Annotated in this window: 16 protein-coding genes; 6 read left to right on the forward strand and 10 right to left on the reverse strand. The window is 75.0% G+C overall.

Going from position 1 to position 13,704, the window contains the following annotated elements; genetic code table 11:
• Nucleotides 1-26: 26 nt before the first annotated feature.
• Nucleotides 27-1,190 (forward strand): SpoIID/LytB domain-containing protein, encoded by a 1,164-nt coding sequence (locus BM223_RS06145; RefSeq protein WP_052138914.1) that lies wholly within the window; start codon nucleotides 27-29, stop codon nucleotides 1,188-1,190.
• On the opposite strand, the gene BM223_RS06150 is transcribed toward BM223_RS06145, so the two are convergent.
• The gene (locus tag BM223_RS06150) at nucleotides 1,141-2,346 is read right to left on the reverse strand and encodes a benzoate/H(+) symporter BenE family transporter (RefSeq protein ID WP_038680798.1); all 1,206 of its coding nucleotides are present in this window, start codon (nucleotides 2,344-2,346) and stop codon (nucleotides 1,141-1,143) included. The genes BM223_RS06145 and BM223_RS06150 overlap by 50 nt on opposite strands.
• Before the next feature lie 64 nt (nucleotides 2,347-2,410).
• On the opposite strand from BM223_RS06150, the gene BM223_RS06155 reads away from it, so the two are divergent.
• Entirely contained in the window at nucleotides 2,411-2,941 is a 531-nt protein-coding gene (locus BM223_RS06155; RefSeq protein WP_038680795.1) for a helix-turn-helix domain-containing protein, read from the forward strand.
• A 75-nt stretch (nucleotides 2,942-3,016) separates the two neighbouring features.
• Here BM223_RS06155 and BM223_RS06160 read toward each other — a convergent pair whose 3' ends face one another.
• Both BM223_RS06160 and BM223_RS06165 read right to left on the reverse strand, forming a co-directional pair.
• Nucleotides 3,017-3,304 (reverse strand): DUF4873 domain-containing protein, encoded by a 288-nt coding sequence (locus tag BM223_RS06160; protein WP_038680792.1) that lies wholly within the window; start codon nucleotides 3,302-3,304, stop codon nucleotides 3,017-3,019.
• Nucleotides 3,301-3,981, reverse strand: coding sequence for a TetR/AcrR family transcriptional regulator (locus BM223_RS06165; RefSeq protein ID WP_052138913.1), 681 nt, complete (start codon nucleotides 3,979-3,981; stop codon nucleotides 3,301-3,303). The genes BM223_RS06160 and BM223_RS06165 overlap by 4 nt, the downstream gene beginning before the upstream one ends.
• Nucleotides 3,982-4,059: 78 nt before the next feature.
• Here BM223_RS06165 and BM223_RS06170 point away from each other — a divergent pair, with 78 nt between their 5' ends.
• Complete coding sequence (locus BM223_RS06170; RefSeq protein ID WP_038680790.1) at nucleotides 4,060-4,956, forward strand: AurF N-oxygenase family protein; 897 nt, start codon at nucleotides 4,060-4,062, stop codon at nucleotides 4,954-4,956.
• Here the strand turns inward: BM223_RS06170 and BM223_RS06175 are convergent.
• A complete protein-coding gene (locus BM223_RS06175; protein ID WP_038680788.1) occupies nucleotides 4,946-5,872 on the reverse strand; it encodes an NAD-dependent epimerase/dehydratase family protein in 927 nt (308 codons plus the stop codon). The genes BM223_RS06170 and BM223_RS06175 overlap by 11 nt on opposite strands.
• Before the next feature lie 138 nt (nucleotides 5,873-6,010).
• On the opposite strand from BM223_RS06175, the gene BM223_RS06180 reads away from it, so the two are divergent.
• A complete protein-coding gene (locus BM223_RS06180; RefSeq protein WP_038680786.1) occupies nucleotides 6,011-6,721 on the forward strand; it encodes a TetR/AcrR family transcriptional regulator in 711 nt (236 codons plus the stop codon).
• Here BM223_RS06180 and BM223_RS06185 read toward each other — a convergent pair.
• Nucleotides 6,711-7,124 carry a type II toxin-antitoxin system PemK/MazF family toxin gene (locus tag BM223_RS06185; RefSeq protein WP_038680784.1) on the reverse strand — a complete coding sequence of 138 codons (414 nt, stop codon included), beginning with the start codon at nucleotides 7,122-7,124 and terminating at the stop codon, nucleotides 6,711-6,713. The two genes, BM223_RS06180 and BM223_RS06185, sit on opposite strands and share 11 nt — an antisense overlap.
• Entirely contained in the window at nucleotides 7,121-8,488 is a 1,368-nt protein-coding gene (locus BM223_RS06190; RefSeq protein ID WP_200887000.1) for an MFS transporter, read from the reverse strand. Before BM223_RS06190 ends, BM223_RS06185 begins: the two co-directional genes overlap by 4 nt.
• A gap of 57 nt (nucleotides 8,489-8,545) precedes the next feature.
• Here BM223_RS06190 and BM223_RS06195 point away from each other — a divergent pair, with 57 nt between their 5' ends.
• Nucleotides 8,546-9,061 (forward strand): winged helix-turn-helix transcriptional regulator, encoded by a 516-nt coding sequence (locus BM223_RS06195; RefSeq protein ID WP_038685058.1) that lies wholly within the window; start codon nucleotides 8,546-8,548, stop codon nucleotides 9,059-9,061.
• Here BM223_RS06195 and BM223_RS06200 read toward each other — a convergent pair.
• Nucleotides 9,058-10,563: a PH domain-containing protein gene (locus BM223_RS06200; RefSeq protein WP_141267327.1), complete on the reverse strand. Its 1,506-nt coding sequence runs from the start codon at nucleotides 10,561-10,563 to the stop codon at nucleotides 9,058-9,060. The genes BM223_RS06195 and BM223_RS06200 overlap by 4 nt on opposite strands.
• Nucleotides 10,560-11,042: a PH domain-containing protein gene (locus BM223_RS06205; RefSeq protein ID WP_038680780.1), complete on the reverse strand. Its 483-nt coding sequence runs from the start codon at nucleotides 11,040-11,042 to the stop codon at nucleotides 10,560-10,562. The genes BM223_RS06200 and BM223_RS06205 overlap by 4 nt, the downstream gene beginning before the upstream one ends.
• 162 nt (nucleotides 11,043-11,204) lie before the next feature.
• Between BM223_RS06205 and BM223_RS06210 the strand changes: the two genes are divergently transcribed.
• A complete protein-coding gene (locus tag BM223_RS06210) occupies nucleotides 11,205-12,392 on the forward strand; it encodes a GGDEF domain-containing protein (protein WP_052138912.1) in 1,188 nt (395 codons plus the stop codon).
• Nucleotides 12,393-12,402: 10 nt separating this feature from the next.
• Here the strand turns inward: BM223_RS06210 and BM223_RS06215 are convergent, their stop codons facing one another.
• Together BM223_RS06215 and BM223_RS06220 are read right to left on the reverse strand one after the other, a co-directional pair.
• Entirely contained in the window at nucleotides 12,403-13,005 is a 603-nt protein-coding gene (locus BM223_RS06215) for a hypothetical protein (protein WP_038680778.1), read from the reverse strand.
• Nucleotides 13,006-13,088: 83 nt separating this feature from the next.
• Nucleotides 13,089-13,685 carry a hypothetical protein gene (locus BM223_RS06220; protein WP_038680776.1) on the reverse strand — a complete coding sequence of 199 codons (597 nt, stop codon included), beginning with the start codon at nucleotides 13,683-13,685 and terminating at the stop codon, nucleotides 13,089-13,091.
• Nucleotides 13,686-13,704 lie beyond the last annotated feature (19 nt).

Consider the following 13,704-nt stretch of genomic DNA (forward strand, 5'->3'; position numbering starts at 1 on the left):
CTTTAACCGCGGGCTAGTCTCGGACGATGCGCCTGTTCCCGGGATCTGTCGCTGCGCTCGCCCTGGTCGCCGTCACCGGCCTCGTCGGAGGGGCCGCGGTGACCCCCGCGACCGCCGCGAGCCCGGCTCGCGCCCTCGACTCCGTGACCCTGGTCGGCAGCGGCTACGGGCACGGCAAGGGCATGTCGCAGTACGGCGCCAAGGTCGCCGCCGAGCGCGGGAGCACGGCCGCCCAGATCCTCTCCTTCTACTACCCGGGCACCGCGGCGGGGCGCTCCGGCGGCTCGATCGCGGTGCTGCTGACGGCCGCGACGTCCAACAACGTGGTCGTCCAGCACAAGTCCGGGCTCAAGGTCCGCAGTGCCCAGACCGGCAAGGTCTGGAAGCTGGGCAAGAAGGGCGCCAAGCGCTGGCGGCTGACCCCGGTCGGCACCACCAAGACCCGGCTCTCGGTCAAGACCAAGGGCTGGCACGTCGTCCGCGACATCCCGGGGCAGGCGGAGTTCAAGGGCGGCGCGATCCGGCTCTACGTCCCGGGCGGGTCGGCGGTCTACCGCGGCAAGCTCCGCTCGGCGGTGGCCGGCGCGGGCTCGGCGCGGGACACGGTCAACATCGTCAGCGTGGAGCAGTACCTGCGGGGCGTCGTCGCCGCCGAGATGCCGGCGAGCTGGTCCCGGGCCGCCGTCCAGGCACAGGCCGTGGCCGCCCGGACCTACGCGATCTTCGACCGCGACACCACCAACCGCGGTCACTTCGACGTCTGGGACACCACCCGCTCCCAGGTCTACCGCGGCGTGGCCGGCGAGCACCCGCTCTCCGACGCGGCGATCAAGGCGACGGCGGGCCAGATCCGGACGTACGGCGGCAAGCCGGCCTTCACGCAGTTCTCGTCGAGCAACGGCGGGTACACGGTCGCCGGCAGCCAGCCGTACCTCGTCGCGAAGGCCGACCCCTACGACCCGAAGACGCAGTGGAGCCAGACGATCAGCGCCGCGACGCTGAAGAAGGTGTTCCCGGGCATCGGTGACATCACTTCGGTGGCGGTCACCCAGCGCGACGGCAAGGGCAGCTTCGGCGGCCGGGCCACGCTCGTCAAGGTGACGGGAACCAAGGGGGTCGCCACGGCCAGCGGCGAGAACTTCAGGTCCTGGCTGGGTCTGCGCTCGACTCTGTTCGAGGTGCGTCCGTAGGGGCGGGTCGCCCCACCCGCAGGAACGTCCGCAGCAGCAGGCCGACCAGCAGCGCCCAGAACGCCGCGCCGATCCCGAGCACGGTGACGCCCGAGGCGGCCACCACCAGCGTGGCCGCGGCGGCCTCGCGCTCGCGGGGGTCCGCGAGGGCCTCGCCCAGGGCGGCGCCGAGGGTGCCGAGGAGGGCGAGACCGGCCGCGGCCTGCATGACGCCGTCGGCAGCGGCGACGACGAGCGCGGCGAGAGCGGTGCTGCCCACGGCGAGGACGAGGTAGGTCACCGACGCCGAGACGGAGGCGATCCAGCGGCGGTTCCGGGCCGGGCCGGCGGCGGGTCCGGCGGCGAGGGCGGCACTGATGGCGGCGAGGTTGATGGCGTGGCCGCCGGTGGGGGCGCCGGCGATGGTGCCGATCCCGGTGACGGCGAGCGAGGCGCGCCACGGGACGCGGTAGCCGAAGCCGCTCATCACCGCGACGCCGGGGACGTTCTGCGAGGCCATCGTGACGACGTACAGGGGGAGCGCGATGCCGACCAGCGCGGACAGCGACCACGAGGGCGTCGTCCAGGCCAGGTGGGGGACGAGAGCGGAGGCCTCGATCCGGGCGGTCGCGACGACGGCGCCCAGGGCGACGAGGAGGGCGCCGGGGACGGCCCAGCGCGGGGCGAGCCGGAGCAGCACCAGCCAGGTGAGGACGACGGGCGCGACGGCCGCGGGCGCGTCGACCAGGGCGGTCACCGGCGCCAGACAGAGGGGGAGCAGGACGCCGGCCAGCATCGCCCGGGCCAGGCTGTGGGGGATGGCGGCGACGACGTCGCCGACCTTCGGGACGAGCGCGGTGAGCACGATGAGGACGCCGGTCGCGACGAACGCGCCGACCGCGGCGGACCAGCCGCCGGTGACGCCCGTCGTCGTGGCGAGGAGGGCCGCGCCGGGCGTCGACCAGGCGAGGGTGATCGGCATCCGGTAGCGGACGGCGAGCCAGAGCATGCCGAGCGCCTGGGTGACCAGCAGCGTCAGCAGCCCGGAGGCCGCCTGCCGCCCGGTCGCGCCGACCGCGGTCAGGCCGGCCAGGCAGACGACGAACGAGCTGCTGAAGCCGACGACCGCGGTGACGATCCCCGCCACCACGGGGCCGTGGGTACTCTCCTCGGACACGCCGCCTCCTCGTGAACACCGGTGCGGCGTTCTGTTTACAGAACACTGTAGGGGGTGAGCGACGATGACGCGAGAGGTCGGCGCGCGCATCCGGGCGCTGCGCGAGGCGCGCGGGCTCAGCCTCTCGGCGCTCGCGGCCGAGGCGGGCATCGGCAAGGGCTCGCTCTCCGAGCTCGAGACCGGCCGGCGCAACCCCACCCTCGACACGCTGTACGCCGTCGCGACGCCGCTCGGCGTCCCGCTGGCGGCCCTGCTCGACGACCACGACGGCGCCGTGATCGGCGGCGGGGGCGTGGTCGCGACCCGCGTTCGGGTCCTGCGCGAGACGGACCGGACCACCGAGGTCTACCTGCTGCGCCTCGCCCCCGGCGCGGTGCGGACGTCGCCGGCGCACGCGGCCGGCGTCGAGGAGCAGCTGATCGTCGTCGCCGGCCACGGACTCGTCCGGTACGACGACCGCACGGTCGCCCTGGCTCCCGGCGACCACGTCCGGTTCGCCGCAGACCGCCCGCACGCGTACGAGGCCGGGCCGGACGGCGAGCTGGAGGCGGTGAACGTCATCGTCACGCCGTCCTCGGGGCAACTTGACCGCTGAAACTCACGCTTGACCGACGGAACTTCATCGGTCCAGTGCGAGTTTCGCCGGTCGACCGGCGAAACTCCCGCGCCCTCAGAACGGCGGGGTGCCGGTCCCCGCCACCCGGAACCGCCCCCACGGGTCGAGGTCGGAGACCTTGCCGGCTGCGGTGCCGTGGGGGGTGCGGAGCTCGACCGCGGCGCCGCTGCGGACGGCGTCGAGGGCGGGGGAGGTGGCGATCCGGCCGTACCAGTGGAAGTGCCCGTCGAGCGGCTGGAAGTGTCCGCGCAGGGTCACCTGCACGTCGTGCGCGATGTCGTCGACCTGGACCACGGCGGGGCCGTCGTACGCCTCGCGGGGCTCGTGGGAGGTGGCGCTCATGCCTGCCGCCCGGAGCGGATCGGGGTGACGTCGGCGGGCAGGTCGAGCGAGGAGAGGTCGATGCCCTGCTCGGCGGCCGTGCCGGAGAGCGCGTGCCAGATGAAGTCGCCCAGGTAGTCGGCGATGGCGGCGCGCGACATCGTGCGCCGCTCGAGCCACCACTGGCCGACCGAGGCGCCGAGCCCGACCACCGCGTGGGCCCAGGGCTCGGCCGCGCCGGCGTCGCCGCCGAGGCGGCGCAGCGCGTCGCCGAGCATCCGGGCGAGCTGGGCGGCGATGACGTTCTTGCCGTGCGCGAGCGGGTCGTCGCCGCCGGCGTGGTGGCGGGCGAGGAGGAGGAAGGCCTGGGGGTGCTCGGCCAGCGTGTCGAGGTAGGCCGCCACGCCGGCGGTGACCCGCTCGCGGGCCGTGGCGGGGGCCAGGACGCCGACCACCACGCGCTCGAGGATCAGCTCGGCGCCCCAGGAGCCGACGGCGGCGTGCAGCTCGCCCTTGTCGGCGAAGTAGCGGTAGAGGACCGGCTTGCTGACTCCGGCCTCGGCCGCGATGTCGGCGATCGACGCGTCGGGCCCGAGCGTGTCGATCGCGCGGACGGCGGCCTGCACGAACTCGGCCCGCCGGGCGACCCGGTGCTGGTCCCAGCGGGTGGTCCGTCCATCGTTCTTGCCTGCACTCATGGGGACCAGGCTACAGTGTTAGGCGTTACCGCCGGTAATACCTATTTCGTCCCTCTCGAACCAGGAGGTCGCAGCGCGATGACGCTCGTCGATGTCCCCGGTGCGGCGCCCGTCGCCGACCGCCTGCTCCGCTCGACCGCGCGCCAGTCGTACGACCCCGAGGTCGACCTCGACTGGTCCGCGCCGCCGGTGCCGGGCCTGTGGTGGATGCAGCCCGAGCGGATGTCGCTCTACGGCACGCCGCTGTGGCGGCGGCTGAGCGAGGAGCAGCGGATCACGCTGTCCGCGCACGAGATCGCCAGCATCGCGAGCGTCGGCATCTGGTTCGAGGTGGTGCTGATGCAGCTCCTGCTGCGCGACGTCTACACCGCCGACCCGCGTGACCCCCGCACCCAGTTCGCGCTCACCGAGGTCGGCGACGAGACCCGGCACACCGTGATGTTCGGCCGTGCGATCGCGGCGATGGGCGTCCCGGCGTACGGGCCGCGGCCGCGGATCAAGCGGATCGGCCGGGTCGGCCAGCTCGCGCTGCACGGTCCGAGCGCGTACGCCTCGATCCTCATCGGCGAGGAGCCCGTCGACCGCTGGCAGCGCGAGCTGATGCGCGACGAGCGGGTCCAGCCGCTGACCCGGATGGTCGCCCGCATCCACGTGGTCGAGGAGGCCCGGCACGTCACCTTCGCCCGCGACGAGCTGACCCAGGCGGTCCGCGGCCTGACCCGCGCGCAGCGCGCCTGGCACCAGGCGCTCACCGCCCAGGTGGGCTACGTGACGATGCGCTCGCTGGTGCACCCCGACGTCTACGCCGCCGTCGGGCTCGACCCCGCCGAGGCGCGCCGCCAGGCCCTCGGCAACGAGCACTACCGCGAGACCATCGCCTGGATGGGCGAGAAGGTCATGCCGGTGCTCGACGAGGCCGGCATGGTCGGCCGGGCCCAGCACAAGACCTGGCGCGCGTCCTTCCTCATGCGCTGAGCCGCCACCAGGCGGCGGTCTCCCGGATCGCGTCGTCGTAGGGCGTCGGCTTCAGGCCGAGCCGCTCCTCGCTGGCGGTCGAGTCGAGGACGAACGGCGCCGTGAACTGGAAGGCCATCTCGGCCAGCTCGCGGGTGTCGCGGTGCACCAGCCCGACCGCGCGCAGCAGCCCGGTCGGGATGACGCCCAGCCGCGGCACCGGGACGCCGGCCGCGGCCGCGAACGCCGTGGCGAGCTCGCGCTGGGTCACCGGCGGGCCGGTCGGCGCGTGCAGCACGCTGTTCCACAGCGACTCGTCGGCCGCCGCCCGGATCATCGCCGCGGCGAGGTCGGGCACGTAGGTCCACGAGTGCGGCTGGTCGAGGCTGCCGACCACGCGCAGGGTGCGACCGCCCAGGACGGCCGCGGCCATCCGCTCGCCGGCGTGCGACGTGCGCACCCGCGGGCCGAGGAAGTCGGACGCCGCCACGCTCACGGTCGGCGTCGCCGACGCGGCGCGGGCGCGCAGCAGCTCGGTGCGGACGCCGGGCTTGCCGCGGGTCGCGGTGCGGGGGAGGTCCTCGGTGATCGGTCCGGTCACGGCGCCGTACGCGTAGAGGCTCTCGGGGAAGACGACGACCGCGCCGGCGGCGCCCGCCGCGGCGAGCAGCGCCTGCTCGGCCGGGATCAGCTCGGCTCGCCAGGTCGCGGCGTCGTACCGGGAGGCGTGGATGCAGTGGTGCACCGCGACCGCGCCGTCGAGGACGGCGGCGAGCTGCTCGGGTCGCGACACGTCCGCCGGGCGGCGCTCGACGAGCGGGTGCTCGGGGCCGCTGCCGGAACGGGTGATGAGCGTGACGCGCTCGCCGGCGTCGGCGAGCTGGAGGGCGACGGTGCTGCCGACGGGGCCGGCTCCGGTGACGACGTGGTGACGCATGGTGGGTTCCTCTCGAAGGCTTCGGATTTCGAGAGCACTGCTCTCGGTTCGTGGTTCGAGCATGCACCCCTTCGACCTGAAAAGCAAGAGCACTGCTCACATTTGCGTCACCTGCTCGCCATTCGGCAGGATGAGGCCATGGCGACGACCCCGCGAGAGCGCGCCCGGGCGCAGACGATGGCCGACATCACCCGGATCGGCCGCCAGCACCTGGCCGAGTACGGCGCCGCGGCGCTCTCGCTGCGCGCGGTCGCCCGCGACCTCGGGGTGGTCTCGTCCGCGGTCTACCGCTACGTCAAGAGCCGCGACGAGCTGCTCACCCTCCTCCTCGTCGACGGGTACGACGACCTCGGCGATGCCGTCGCCCGCGCCCTCGCTGCCGCGCCCGGCGCTCCGCACGGCGAGCGCTTCCTCGTCTTCGGGCACGCGATCCGGGACTGGGCGCGCGCCGAGCCGGCGACCTACGCGCTGCTCTACGGCGCGCCGGTGCCCGGGTACCACGCGCCCGCCGAGCAGACGACGGGTCCGGGCACCCGGGTGGTCCGGATGCTGCTCGAGCTCGCCGCCGCGGCGCTCGCCGACGACGCGCTGCGCGTCCCCGCGCCATCGGCCCCGGCGCCGCCGGGGCTCGCGGCCGTCTTCGAGGGCGTGCGCGAGCAGTTCGGGATCGCGCTGCCCGACGACGTCCTGGTCGCCGGGATGCTGGTCTGGGCCGGGCTGTTCGGGTGCGTCAGCTTCGAGGTGTTCGGCCAGTACGGGCCCGAGGGCCTCGGCGACGACGGCGCGGAGCTCTTCACCCGCCACCTGGTGCTGCTGGGCGACGCCCTCGGGCTCGCCGTCAGCGGCTGAGTGCCTCGCGCGCGGCGACCACCGCGGCATAGGTCGCGGCGTCGAGCGCCGCGCCCTCGCGTCGCACATCGGCGGCGTCGAGGACGAGGAGGCGGTTGAGCCGGACCTCGCTCGGGCGTCCGCGCGGGTCCCAGCCGCCGCTGCCGACGTCCATCCAGAGCCGGCCGGCGGCGGCCTCCTGGGCGGCGTCGCGGTCGTGGTCCTTGCTCGTCATCACCAGGCAGTGCACGAGGTGAGTGCCTCGCTCGTCGGTGCTCGTCCCGATGACGAGCACGGGGCGGTCCTTGCCCTGGGCCGGGTCGTCCTCGTAGGGGACCCAGGCCCAGACGACCTCGCCCGGGTCGGGGCGTCCGTCGGCGACGGGCGCGTAGGTGCCGTCGGGCTGGTCGGGTGCGTGGGTCATCGGGCCTCCTCGGCGTGCCGGTCCCTGTCGATCGCGACGATAGCGACGGCGGTCACGAGCGAGATGGCGCCGGCGAGCAGGGTGACGTGGTTCCAGCCTGCCACCTGCGCGGCCGGCGAGGCGTGCGGCGTGGCGGCGAGGACGCTGACGAGCGTGGTGCCGACGGCCGCGCCGACGTACCGGGCGGTGTTGTTGACGCCGGTGCCGACCGCGGCGCGGTCGGCGGGCACGGTCGCGATGGCCTGGCGGCCGAGGCCGCCGTTGAGCAGGCCGCTGGCGACGCCGGCCACGATCAGGCCGGGCGCCAGGCGCCAGGCCGACGGCGGACCGCCGAGCCCGGACAGCATGAGCAGCCCGACGCCGGCGCCGATCAGTCCCGCGGCGAGCTGGGTGGTGCCGGTCATCCGCAGGGCCAGCGGGCGCAGCAGGAGCGCCGCCGCCGCGCTCGTCGCCGACCAGAGCGCCAGGAGCGCGCCGGCCTGGAGGCTGCTCAGCCCCATCGCGCCCGTCGCGAACGTGCCCGAGAACGACATCAGGGCGATCACGCCCGCGCCCGTGCCGACGGCGGCGAGCGCGGCCGCGGTGAACCCGCGGTGGCGCAGCAGGGCCGGCTCGAGCATCGGGTGCCGGCGCCGCACCTGGGCGACGGCGAAGCCGGCGAGCGCCACTGCCGCGACCACGGCCCCGGTGAGCGCGATCCCGGCGTCGCCGCGGCGGGCCTCGACGAGCGTGATGAGCAGGGCGGTCAGGCCGATGGCCATCAGGGCGGCCCCGGCGAGGTCCATCCGCCGGCCGGGGTCGACGGCGGACTCGGTGAAGCAGCGCGGTGCGAGGGCGGCGATGGCGAGGCTCGCTCCCGCGATCAGCCAGTAGCTCGCCGGCCACAGGTCGCCGAGGTCGAAGAGCCCGGTGAGCAGCGGGCCGCCCGCGATGCCCAGGCCCATGCTGCTGCCCCACCAGGCCGCGGCGCGGGCGCGGTGGGCGGGGTCGGTCGTGACGGCGGCGACCAGGCCGAGCCCGGTCGCGATCACGCCGGCGGCGCCGAGCCCCTCGACCACCCGGCCGACCACGAACGTGCGGGCGTCGCCGGCCACGGCGCAGAGCACCGAGCCGGCCGCCAGGACGAGCGCGCCTCCGGTGAACACCCGCCGGCGCCCGGTCAGGTCGGCGAGCGCCCCTGCCGGGAGCAGGCCCACCGCGAGGCCGACGCTCATCGAGCTGAGCAGCCACGTCGTCGCCGCGGGCGATGCCGCGAACGCGGCGCTGAGGGTGGTCGCGTTCCCGAGCGGTCCGGCGTAGGCGACCATCGCCACGAAGGTGCTGATCGAGGTCAGGGCGAGGGCGGCGGTGCCCGGTCTGTTCACCGGACCATGGTGGCAGATCGTCGGTCTGGTGAACAGACTTTGCGCTACGCTGGAGGTGTGGCGCTCGGCACCGGATACGACCAGCAGGGGTGCTACCTCGCGCGCGCCCTCGAGGTCGTGGGGGAGCGCTGGACCCTGCTGATCCTGCGCGACTGCTTCTACGGCGTCCGCCGGTTCACCGACCTGCGCGACCACCTCGACATCTCCCGCGCCGTGCTCACCGCCCGCCTCGACCGCCTGGTCGCCGACGGCGTGCTGACCCGTGAGCTGGTCGACGGTCACCCGGAGTACGTCCTCACCGAGGCCGGCCGGGACCTGTGGCCGGTGGTCTTCTCGCTCTCGAAGTGGGGCGAGCAGCACGTCGTGGGGCGTCATCCCGCCCGGGTGTTCAGCCATGCCGACTGCGGCACCGACATCGACGCGCTCGGCCGCTGTCCGGGCTGCGGCACGGTGCCGGGGCCCGAGGACCTCGTCGTGCGGCCGGGCGCGGGCGACAACCCGCTGCGCCGCGACGACCGGGTCGCCCGCGCGCTCGAGCAGCCGCACCGGCTGCTCACGCCGCTCGCGGTCTAGGGCACCAGGAACTGCCCGAGCAGGTCCGGCGTGGCCTCCTCGGCGAGCGCGATCGCGTCGTCCGTGCTCACGTCGGGCACGTGCACCCGACCCTTGCCGCCGGCCGTCGTCGCGGTCAGGGAGACCAGGCCGGCCCGGCGCTGGAACCAGGTCGCGCGCAGGTTCCAGCCGATCACGTGGTCCGCAGCCAGCACGTCCCGGCTGCGCAGCACCGAGCCGGAGCGCATCACCACGTGGCCCGCGACGAAGCCGTGCCCGAGCGTCCGGACCCGGTCGACGGCGAGCGCCAGCGCGAGCACGACCGGGACGACCGCGAGGGCGAGGAGCGCGACCGGTCCGCCGGCCACCACGCCGGCCACGACGAGCGCGACGAACGGCAGCGAGCCGAGCAGCGCCCGGCTGAACCGGCGGGTGGCCGCGGCGCGCCCGTGGCTCCGGAGGGGAGCCGTCACCGGGGTCGGGTCGCCCAGCACGGCCGACGCGACGTCGTACCCGGTGGCGGCGGGGGCGGGCGGCAGCAGCATCGACGACGTCGACTGCCCCTCGCCGCTCAGGCCCGTGACGATCGCGTTGACCCGCCGGCCGTGCGCGAGCCGGAGCAGCGCGGGCTCGCCGAGCGAGACGCCGGCCAGCCGGGCCATGTCGATGGAGATCTCGCGGTGGGTGAGCAGGCCGCGGCGGACGTGCCACGCCGTCCGGTAGCGGGCGAGCACGAAGCCGCCGTTGACGACGAGGTAGCCGCCCACGACGACCAGCACCGCCACGAGGAGGACGCCGACGACCGCGCTGAGCACGAAGGTCGTGCCGATCCCCGCGAGGTCCGCCTCGGAGACCCGCAGGTGCACGCTCTCGGCGATCTGGAAGGTGGCGCCCGCGAGCGCACCGAAGGCGACGAGGACGGTGCCGCTGAACGGCGCGTACCAGAGCCAGCGCGGCGAGAACCTCGCCACCACGTGCTCCTCGTCGGGCACCGCGCCGCCGGCGGCGGCCTGGTCGGGCGTCGCCGCGGGACGGGCGTGGAGCAGCTCGGAGCGCAGCCGGGCGGCCTCCTCGCGCGGCAGCGCGTCGAGCTCGAGCCGCTCGTCGGCGCCGCTGGCCACGCTGCCGGTGCCGATCACGACGGTGGCCAGGCCGAGGATCCGGTGGATGGGCGAGGCGGTCAGGTCGACCGCCCGGACCCGGTCGACCGGCGTCGCCAGCGTGTGCCGCTGGAGCAGCCCACGGCGCAGCTCGACCCGGCCGCCGGCGATCCGGTAGGTCGTCGTCAGGTAGCGCACGACACCGAGCGCCACCGGGACGCCGACGCCCAGCAGTGCCCACGGGCCGATCCCCGAGGCGCCGCCGGCGACCACGAGGCCGATCAGGACGGGGAAGAACTTCCCGACCTCGCGGATCGGGTGCACCAGGAGCATCCGCGGGTCGAGCCGCTGCCAGTCGGGCGCGGGGAGCGGAGGCGGAGGTGGCGGCGGCGGTGGCGGCGGTGGCGGCGGGACGACGGTCACGTCGCGTCGCCCGCGACGAGGTCGGCCTTGCGGGTCAGCTCGTCGGTGAGCGCGAGCGCGACGTCCCGGTCGAGGCCCTCGATCTGCAGCGGACCGGCGGCCGACGCCGTGGTCACCGTCACCGAGGCGAGCCCGAAGAGCCGGGCGAGGGGTCCCTGGGCGAAGTCGACGGTCTGCACCCGCGACATGGGGGCGATCCGGCGCTCGCGCGCCCACCAGCCGCGCTGGGTGTAGACGGCGGTGGGGGAGACCTCCCAGCGGTGCACCCGGTAGCGCCACTGGGGGACGACGACCGCGACCACCGCGCACACGACGACGGCCAGTCCGGTCAGCCACCACCGCAGCCCGTCGGGCGTCGCGAAGTAGGCGCCGACACCGAGGCCGACCGCGACGACCGTCGCCGAGATCGCCGTCTCGACGTGCCACATCAGGCGGGCGCGGGGGCTGACCCGGTGGGCGGGTTCGCGCAGCTGTGTCACGCTCGCGAGCCTACGGGCCGGGGTGGTCCCGGGACGGCAGTGGGACCATCGTCCCGGTGCCGTCCGTCCTGGACGGCCCGAATTGACCACGGCCGGAGTTCCGTCGGCCACATCGGGCGCGAGCGGTGCCCGTCGTACCCGGTGCGCACCTAGCCTGGGCGTGTGCTGGACGTCGTGACACTCCGCGTGGCCTTCGGTCTCGTCGCCGTCGGCGTCCTCGTGCTGTTCTACGGCGTCACCTACCGCTCGACCCGCTCGGCCTACAGCGGCTGGTGGTGCGGCTCGCTGGCGTTCTTCGTCGTGAGCGCCTCGCTCTTCCTGCTCAACGGCACCGCCTTCCAGGTGGTCGCCAACCCGCTCGGCAACACCGCGGGCACCCTCGGTGCCGCCTGCGTGTGGGCCGGCGCCCGCAGCCTGCGCGAGCGCGAGGTCCGGTGGTGGCAGCTCGCGCTGCTGCCCGCCGTCGTGCTCGTCGTCTCGCTGCTCGACGACCCCGGCCACGACGTCTGGGCGGGCGGCGTGGCTTACCTCTTCGCCATGGCCGCGCTGATCGGCGGCTCGGCCTGGGAGCTGGTCCGCCTGCTCCGGACCCAGCGCCCGGCCGGCGGGGCTCGCGAGCAGTTCCGGTTCGCGGTCTCGTCGATGGCGATCGTGTCGGGCGTGATCGGCGGCTTCTACCTCGCGCGCGACGTCGTCTTCGTCGCGGCCGGCCCCGACAGCGCCGTCTTCCGGATCGGCTTCGGCAGCCAGGTGACCACGCTGCTGACGATGCTGCTGCTCGTCGTCGTCACGTTCAGCATGTCCGCGCTGAGCCACGAGCAGCAGACCACCGAGCTGCGCCGCCAGGCCACCCGCGACGGCCTCACCGGCCTGCTCAACCGCCGCGCCTTCCTCGAGGTCGCCGAGCGCCAGCTCGACCAGGCCCGGGTGACCCGGCACGCCGCGATCCTCGTCGCGGACCTCGACCGCTTCAAGAGCATCAACGACGGCTCAGGGCACGCCGCAGGCGACCGTGCCCTGGTCGCCTTCGCCGACGCCTGCCGCTCCGTCGTCGGTCAGCAGGGCATCGTCAGCCGCCTCGGCGGCGACGAGTTCGGCCTGCTCACCCTCGGCGGTCCGGCCGAGGAGATCGTCGCCGAGATCGCCGCCCGCTACAGCGCCGGTGCCGGCGAGACCGATCCGCCGACGGCCAGCTTCGGCATCGCCGCCGTCCTCCCGCACGACGACGTGGCCCTCGCCCTGGCCCGTGCCGACCAGGCGCTCTACGAGGCCAAGGACGGCGGCCGGGCCCGCGCCGTCCGGCACGACGACGGGTCGGCGGGCGGGCTCGACGGGCGTCGCTCGGCCTGAGGGCCCGGCGTCAGCCGCGCGCGATGCGCGGCGAGTAGCGGAGGTCGTCGCGCACCTGGCGGTCACGGAGGCCGTCGTCGGACCACATCCGGTTGCGATCGAAGCGCGCGGCGCCGACGCCGGCGCGCACCCAGGCGGGCGAGCCGATGCAGGTCGTCGGCACGACGATGGTGGCGAGCCGGCGCTGGCGGTCGATGTCGGTGCGCAGGCCCGCGCACTCGACGGTGTCGTTGCCCTGGGTGAGCTCGTGGCGGGTCGAGCCGAACATCTTGAAGTATCCGGCGTCGTACGAGCCGCCGCCCGGGGTGCGCAGGCTGACGCCGACGAAGAAGGCGCGCGTGGGGAGGGCGGCCCGGGTGCGGATCTTGACGACGACGTGGTCGGCGGTGTGCGCGATCCGGATCTTGCGGATGTCGACCGACGCCTCGCGGCGGTCGAGCCGTCCCGGGGAGTCGCTCGCGCTGTCGAGGCGGCCCGAGCGGGCGTCGCGGGAGGCGTCGACGTGGGTGTAGTCGGCGGCCGAGGCCAGGGCCGGCGTGGCGACGACGGTGGTGACGGCGGCGCCGGCCGCCATCAGGACGGCGGCCCAGCGGGCACGAGCGGTGACGAGCATGGGGCGCATCCTGTCACGTGCGACGGCGACCGCCCGGCACGGGGCCGGACGGTCGCCGTCGTCGCTGTCGTCGGAGGGTCGGGTCAGCCGCGGGCGATGCGCGGGCTGAGGCCGGCGTCCTCGCCGAGGGGACCGCTGCGCAGGCCGTCGTCGGCGTAGATCCGCTTGCCGACGATGCGGGAGGCGCCGGCCCCGACCCGCACCCAGGCCGGCGAGCCGATGCAGGTCGTCGGCACCACGATGGTGGTGAGCCGGCGCGCGCGGTCGATGTCGGTGCGGTAGCCCGCGCACTCGACGGCGTCGGACCCGGACGTGAGCTCGTTGCCGGTGTACCCGAAGAACTTGTAGGTCCCGGCCTCGAAGCTGCCGCCGGAGGTGCGGAGCACCGCGCCGACGAAGAACTTCTTCGTGGGGATCGGGCCTCGGGTGCGGATCTTCACGACGACGTGGTCGGCCGTGTGGCTGACCCGGACCGTGCGGATGTCGACGGCGCGCTCGCGGGGCGCGGGACGACGGATCACGTCGCTGGTCGACTGGATGTCGGCCGACCGGACGTCGCGGGCGCGGTCGGTGTGGCGGTAGTCGGCGGCCGAGGCGAGGGCGGGGGTCACCGCGACGAGGGCGGTGGCGCCGGCGAGGCCGGCGGCGAGACGGACGAGGGCAGGGGGGCGGTTGCGCATGCCGAGCATCCTGCCGGGA

The sequence above is a fragment of the Pimelobacter simplex genome (assembly GCF_900114845.1).
Classification (GTDB): domain Bacteria; phylum Actinomycetota; class Actinomycetes; order Propionibacteriales; family Nocardioidaceae; genus Nocardioides; species Nocardioides simplex.

Excerpts from the sequence above, each read along its gene's own strand:
- BM223_RS06145 (WP_052138914.1), top strand. The coding sequence starts at position 27 with ATGCGCCTGTTCCCGGGATCTGTCGCTGCGCTCGCCCTGGTCGCCGTC.
- BM223_RS06155 (WP_038680795.1), top strand. The coding sequence starts at position 2,411 with ATGACGCGAGAGGTCGGCGCGCGCATCCGGGCGCTGCGCGAGGCGCGC.
- BM223_RS06160 (WP_038680792.1), bottom strand. The coding sequence starts at position 3,304 with ATGAGCGCCACCTCCCACGAGCCCCGCGAGGCGTACGACGGCCCCGCC.
- BM223_RS06165 (WP_052138913.1), bottom strand. The coding sequence starts at position 3,981 with ATGAGTGCAGGCAAGAACGATGGACGGACCACCCGCTGGGACCAGCAC.
- BM223_RS06170 (WP_038680790.1), top strand. The coding sequence starts at position 4,060 with ATGACGCTCGTCGATGTCCCCGGTGCGGCGCCCGTCGCCGACCGCCTG.
- BM223_RS06175 (WP_038680788.1), bottom strand. The coding sequence starts at position 5,872 with ATGCGTCACCACGTCGTCACCGGAGCCGGCCCCGTCGGCAGCACCGTC.
- BM223_RS06180 (WP_038680786.1), top strand. The coding sequence starts at position 6,011 with ATGGCGACGACCCCGCGAGAGCGCGCCCGGGCGCAGACGATGGCCGAC.
- BM223_RS06185 (WP_038680784.1), bottom strand. The coding sequence starts at position 7,124 with ATGACCCACGCACCCGACCAGCCCGACGGCACCTACGCGCCCGTCGCC.
- BM223_RS06215 (WP_038680778.1), bottom strand. The coding sequence starts at position 13,005 with ATGCTCGTCACCGCTCGTGCCCGCTGGGCCGCCGTCCTGATGGCGGCC.
- BM223_RS06220 (WP_038680776.1), bottom strand. The coding sequence starts at position 13,685 with ATGCGCAACCGCCCCCCTGCCCTCGTCCGTCTCGCCGCCGGCCTCGCC.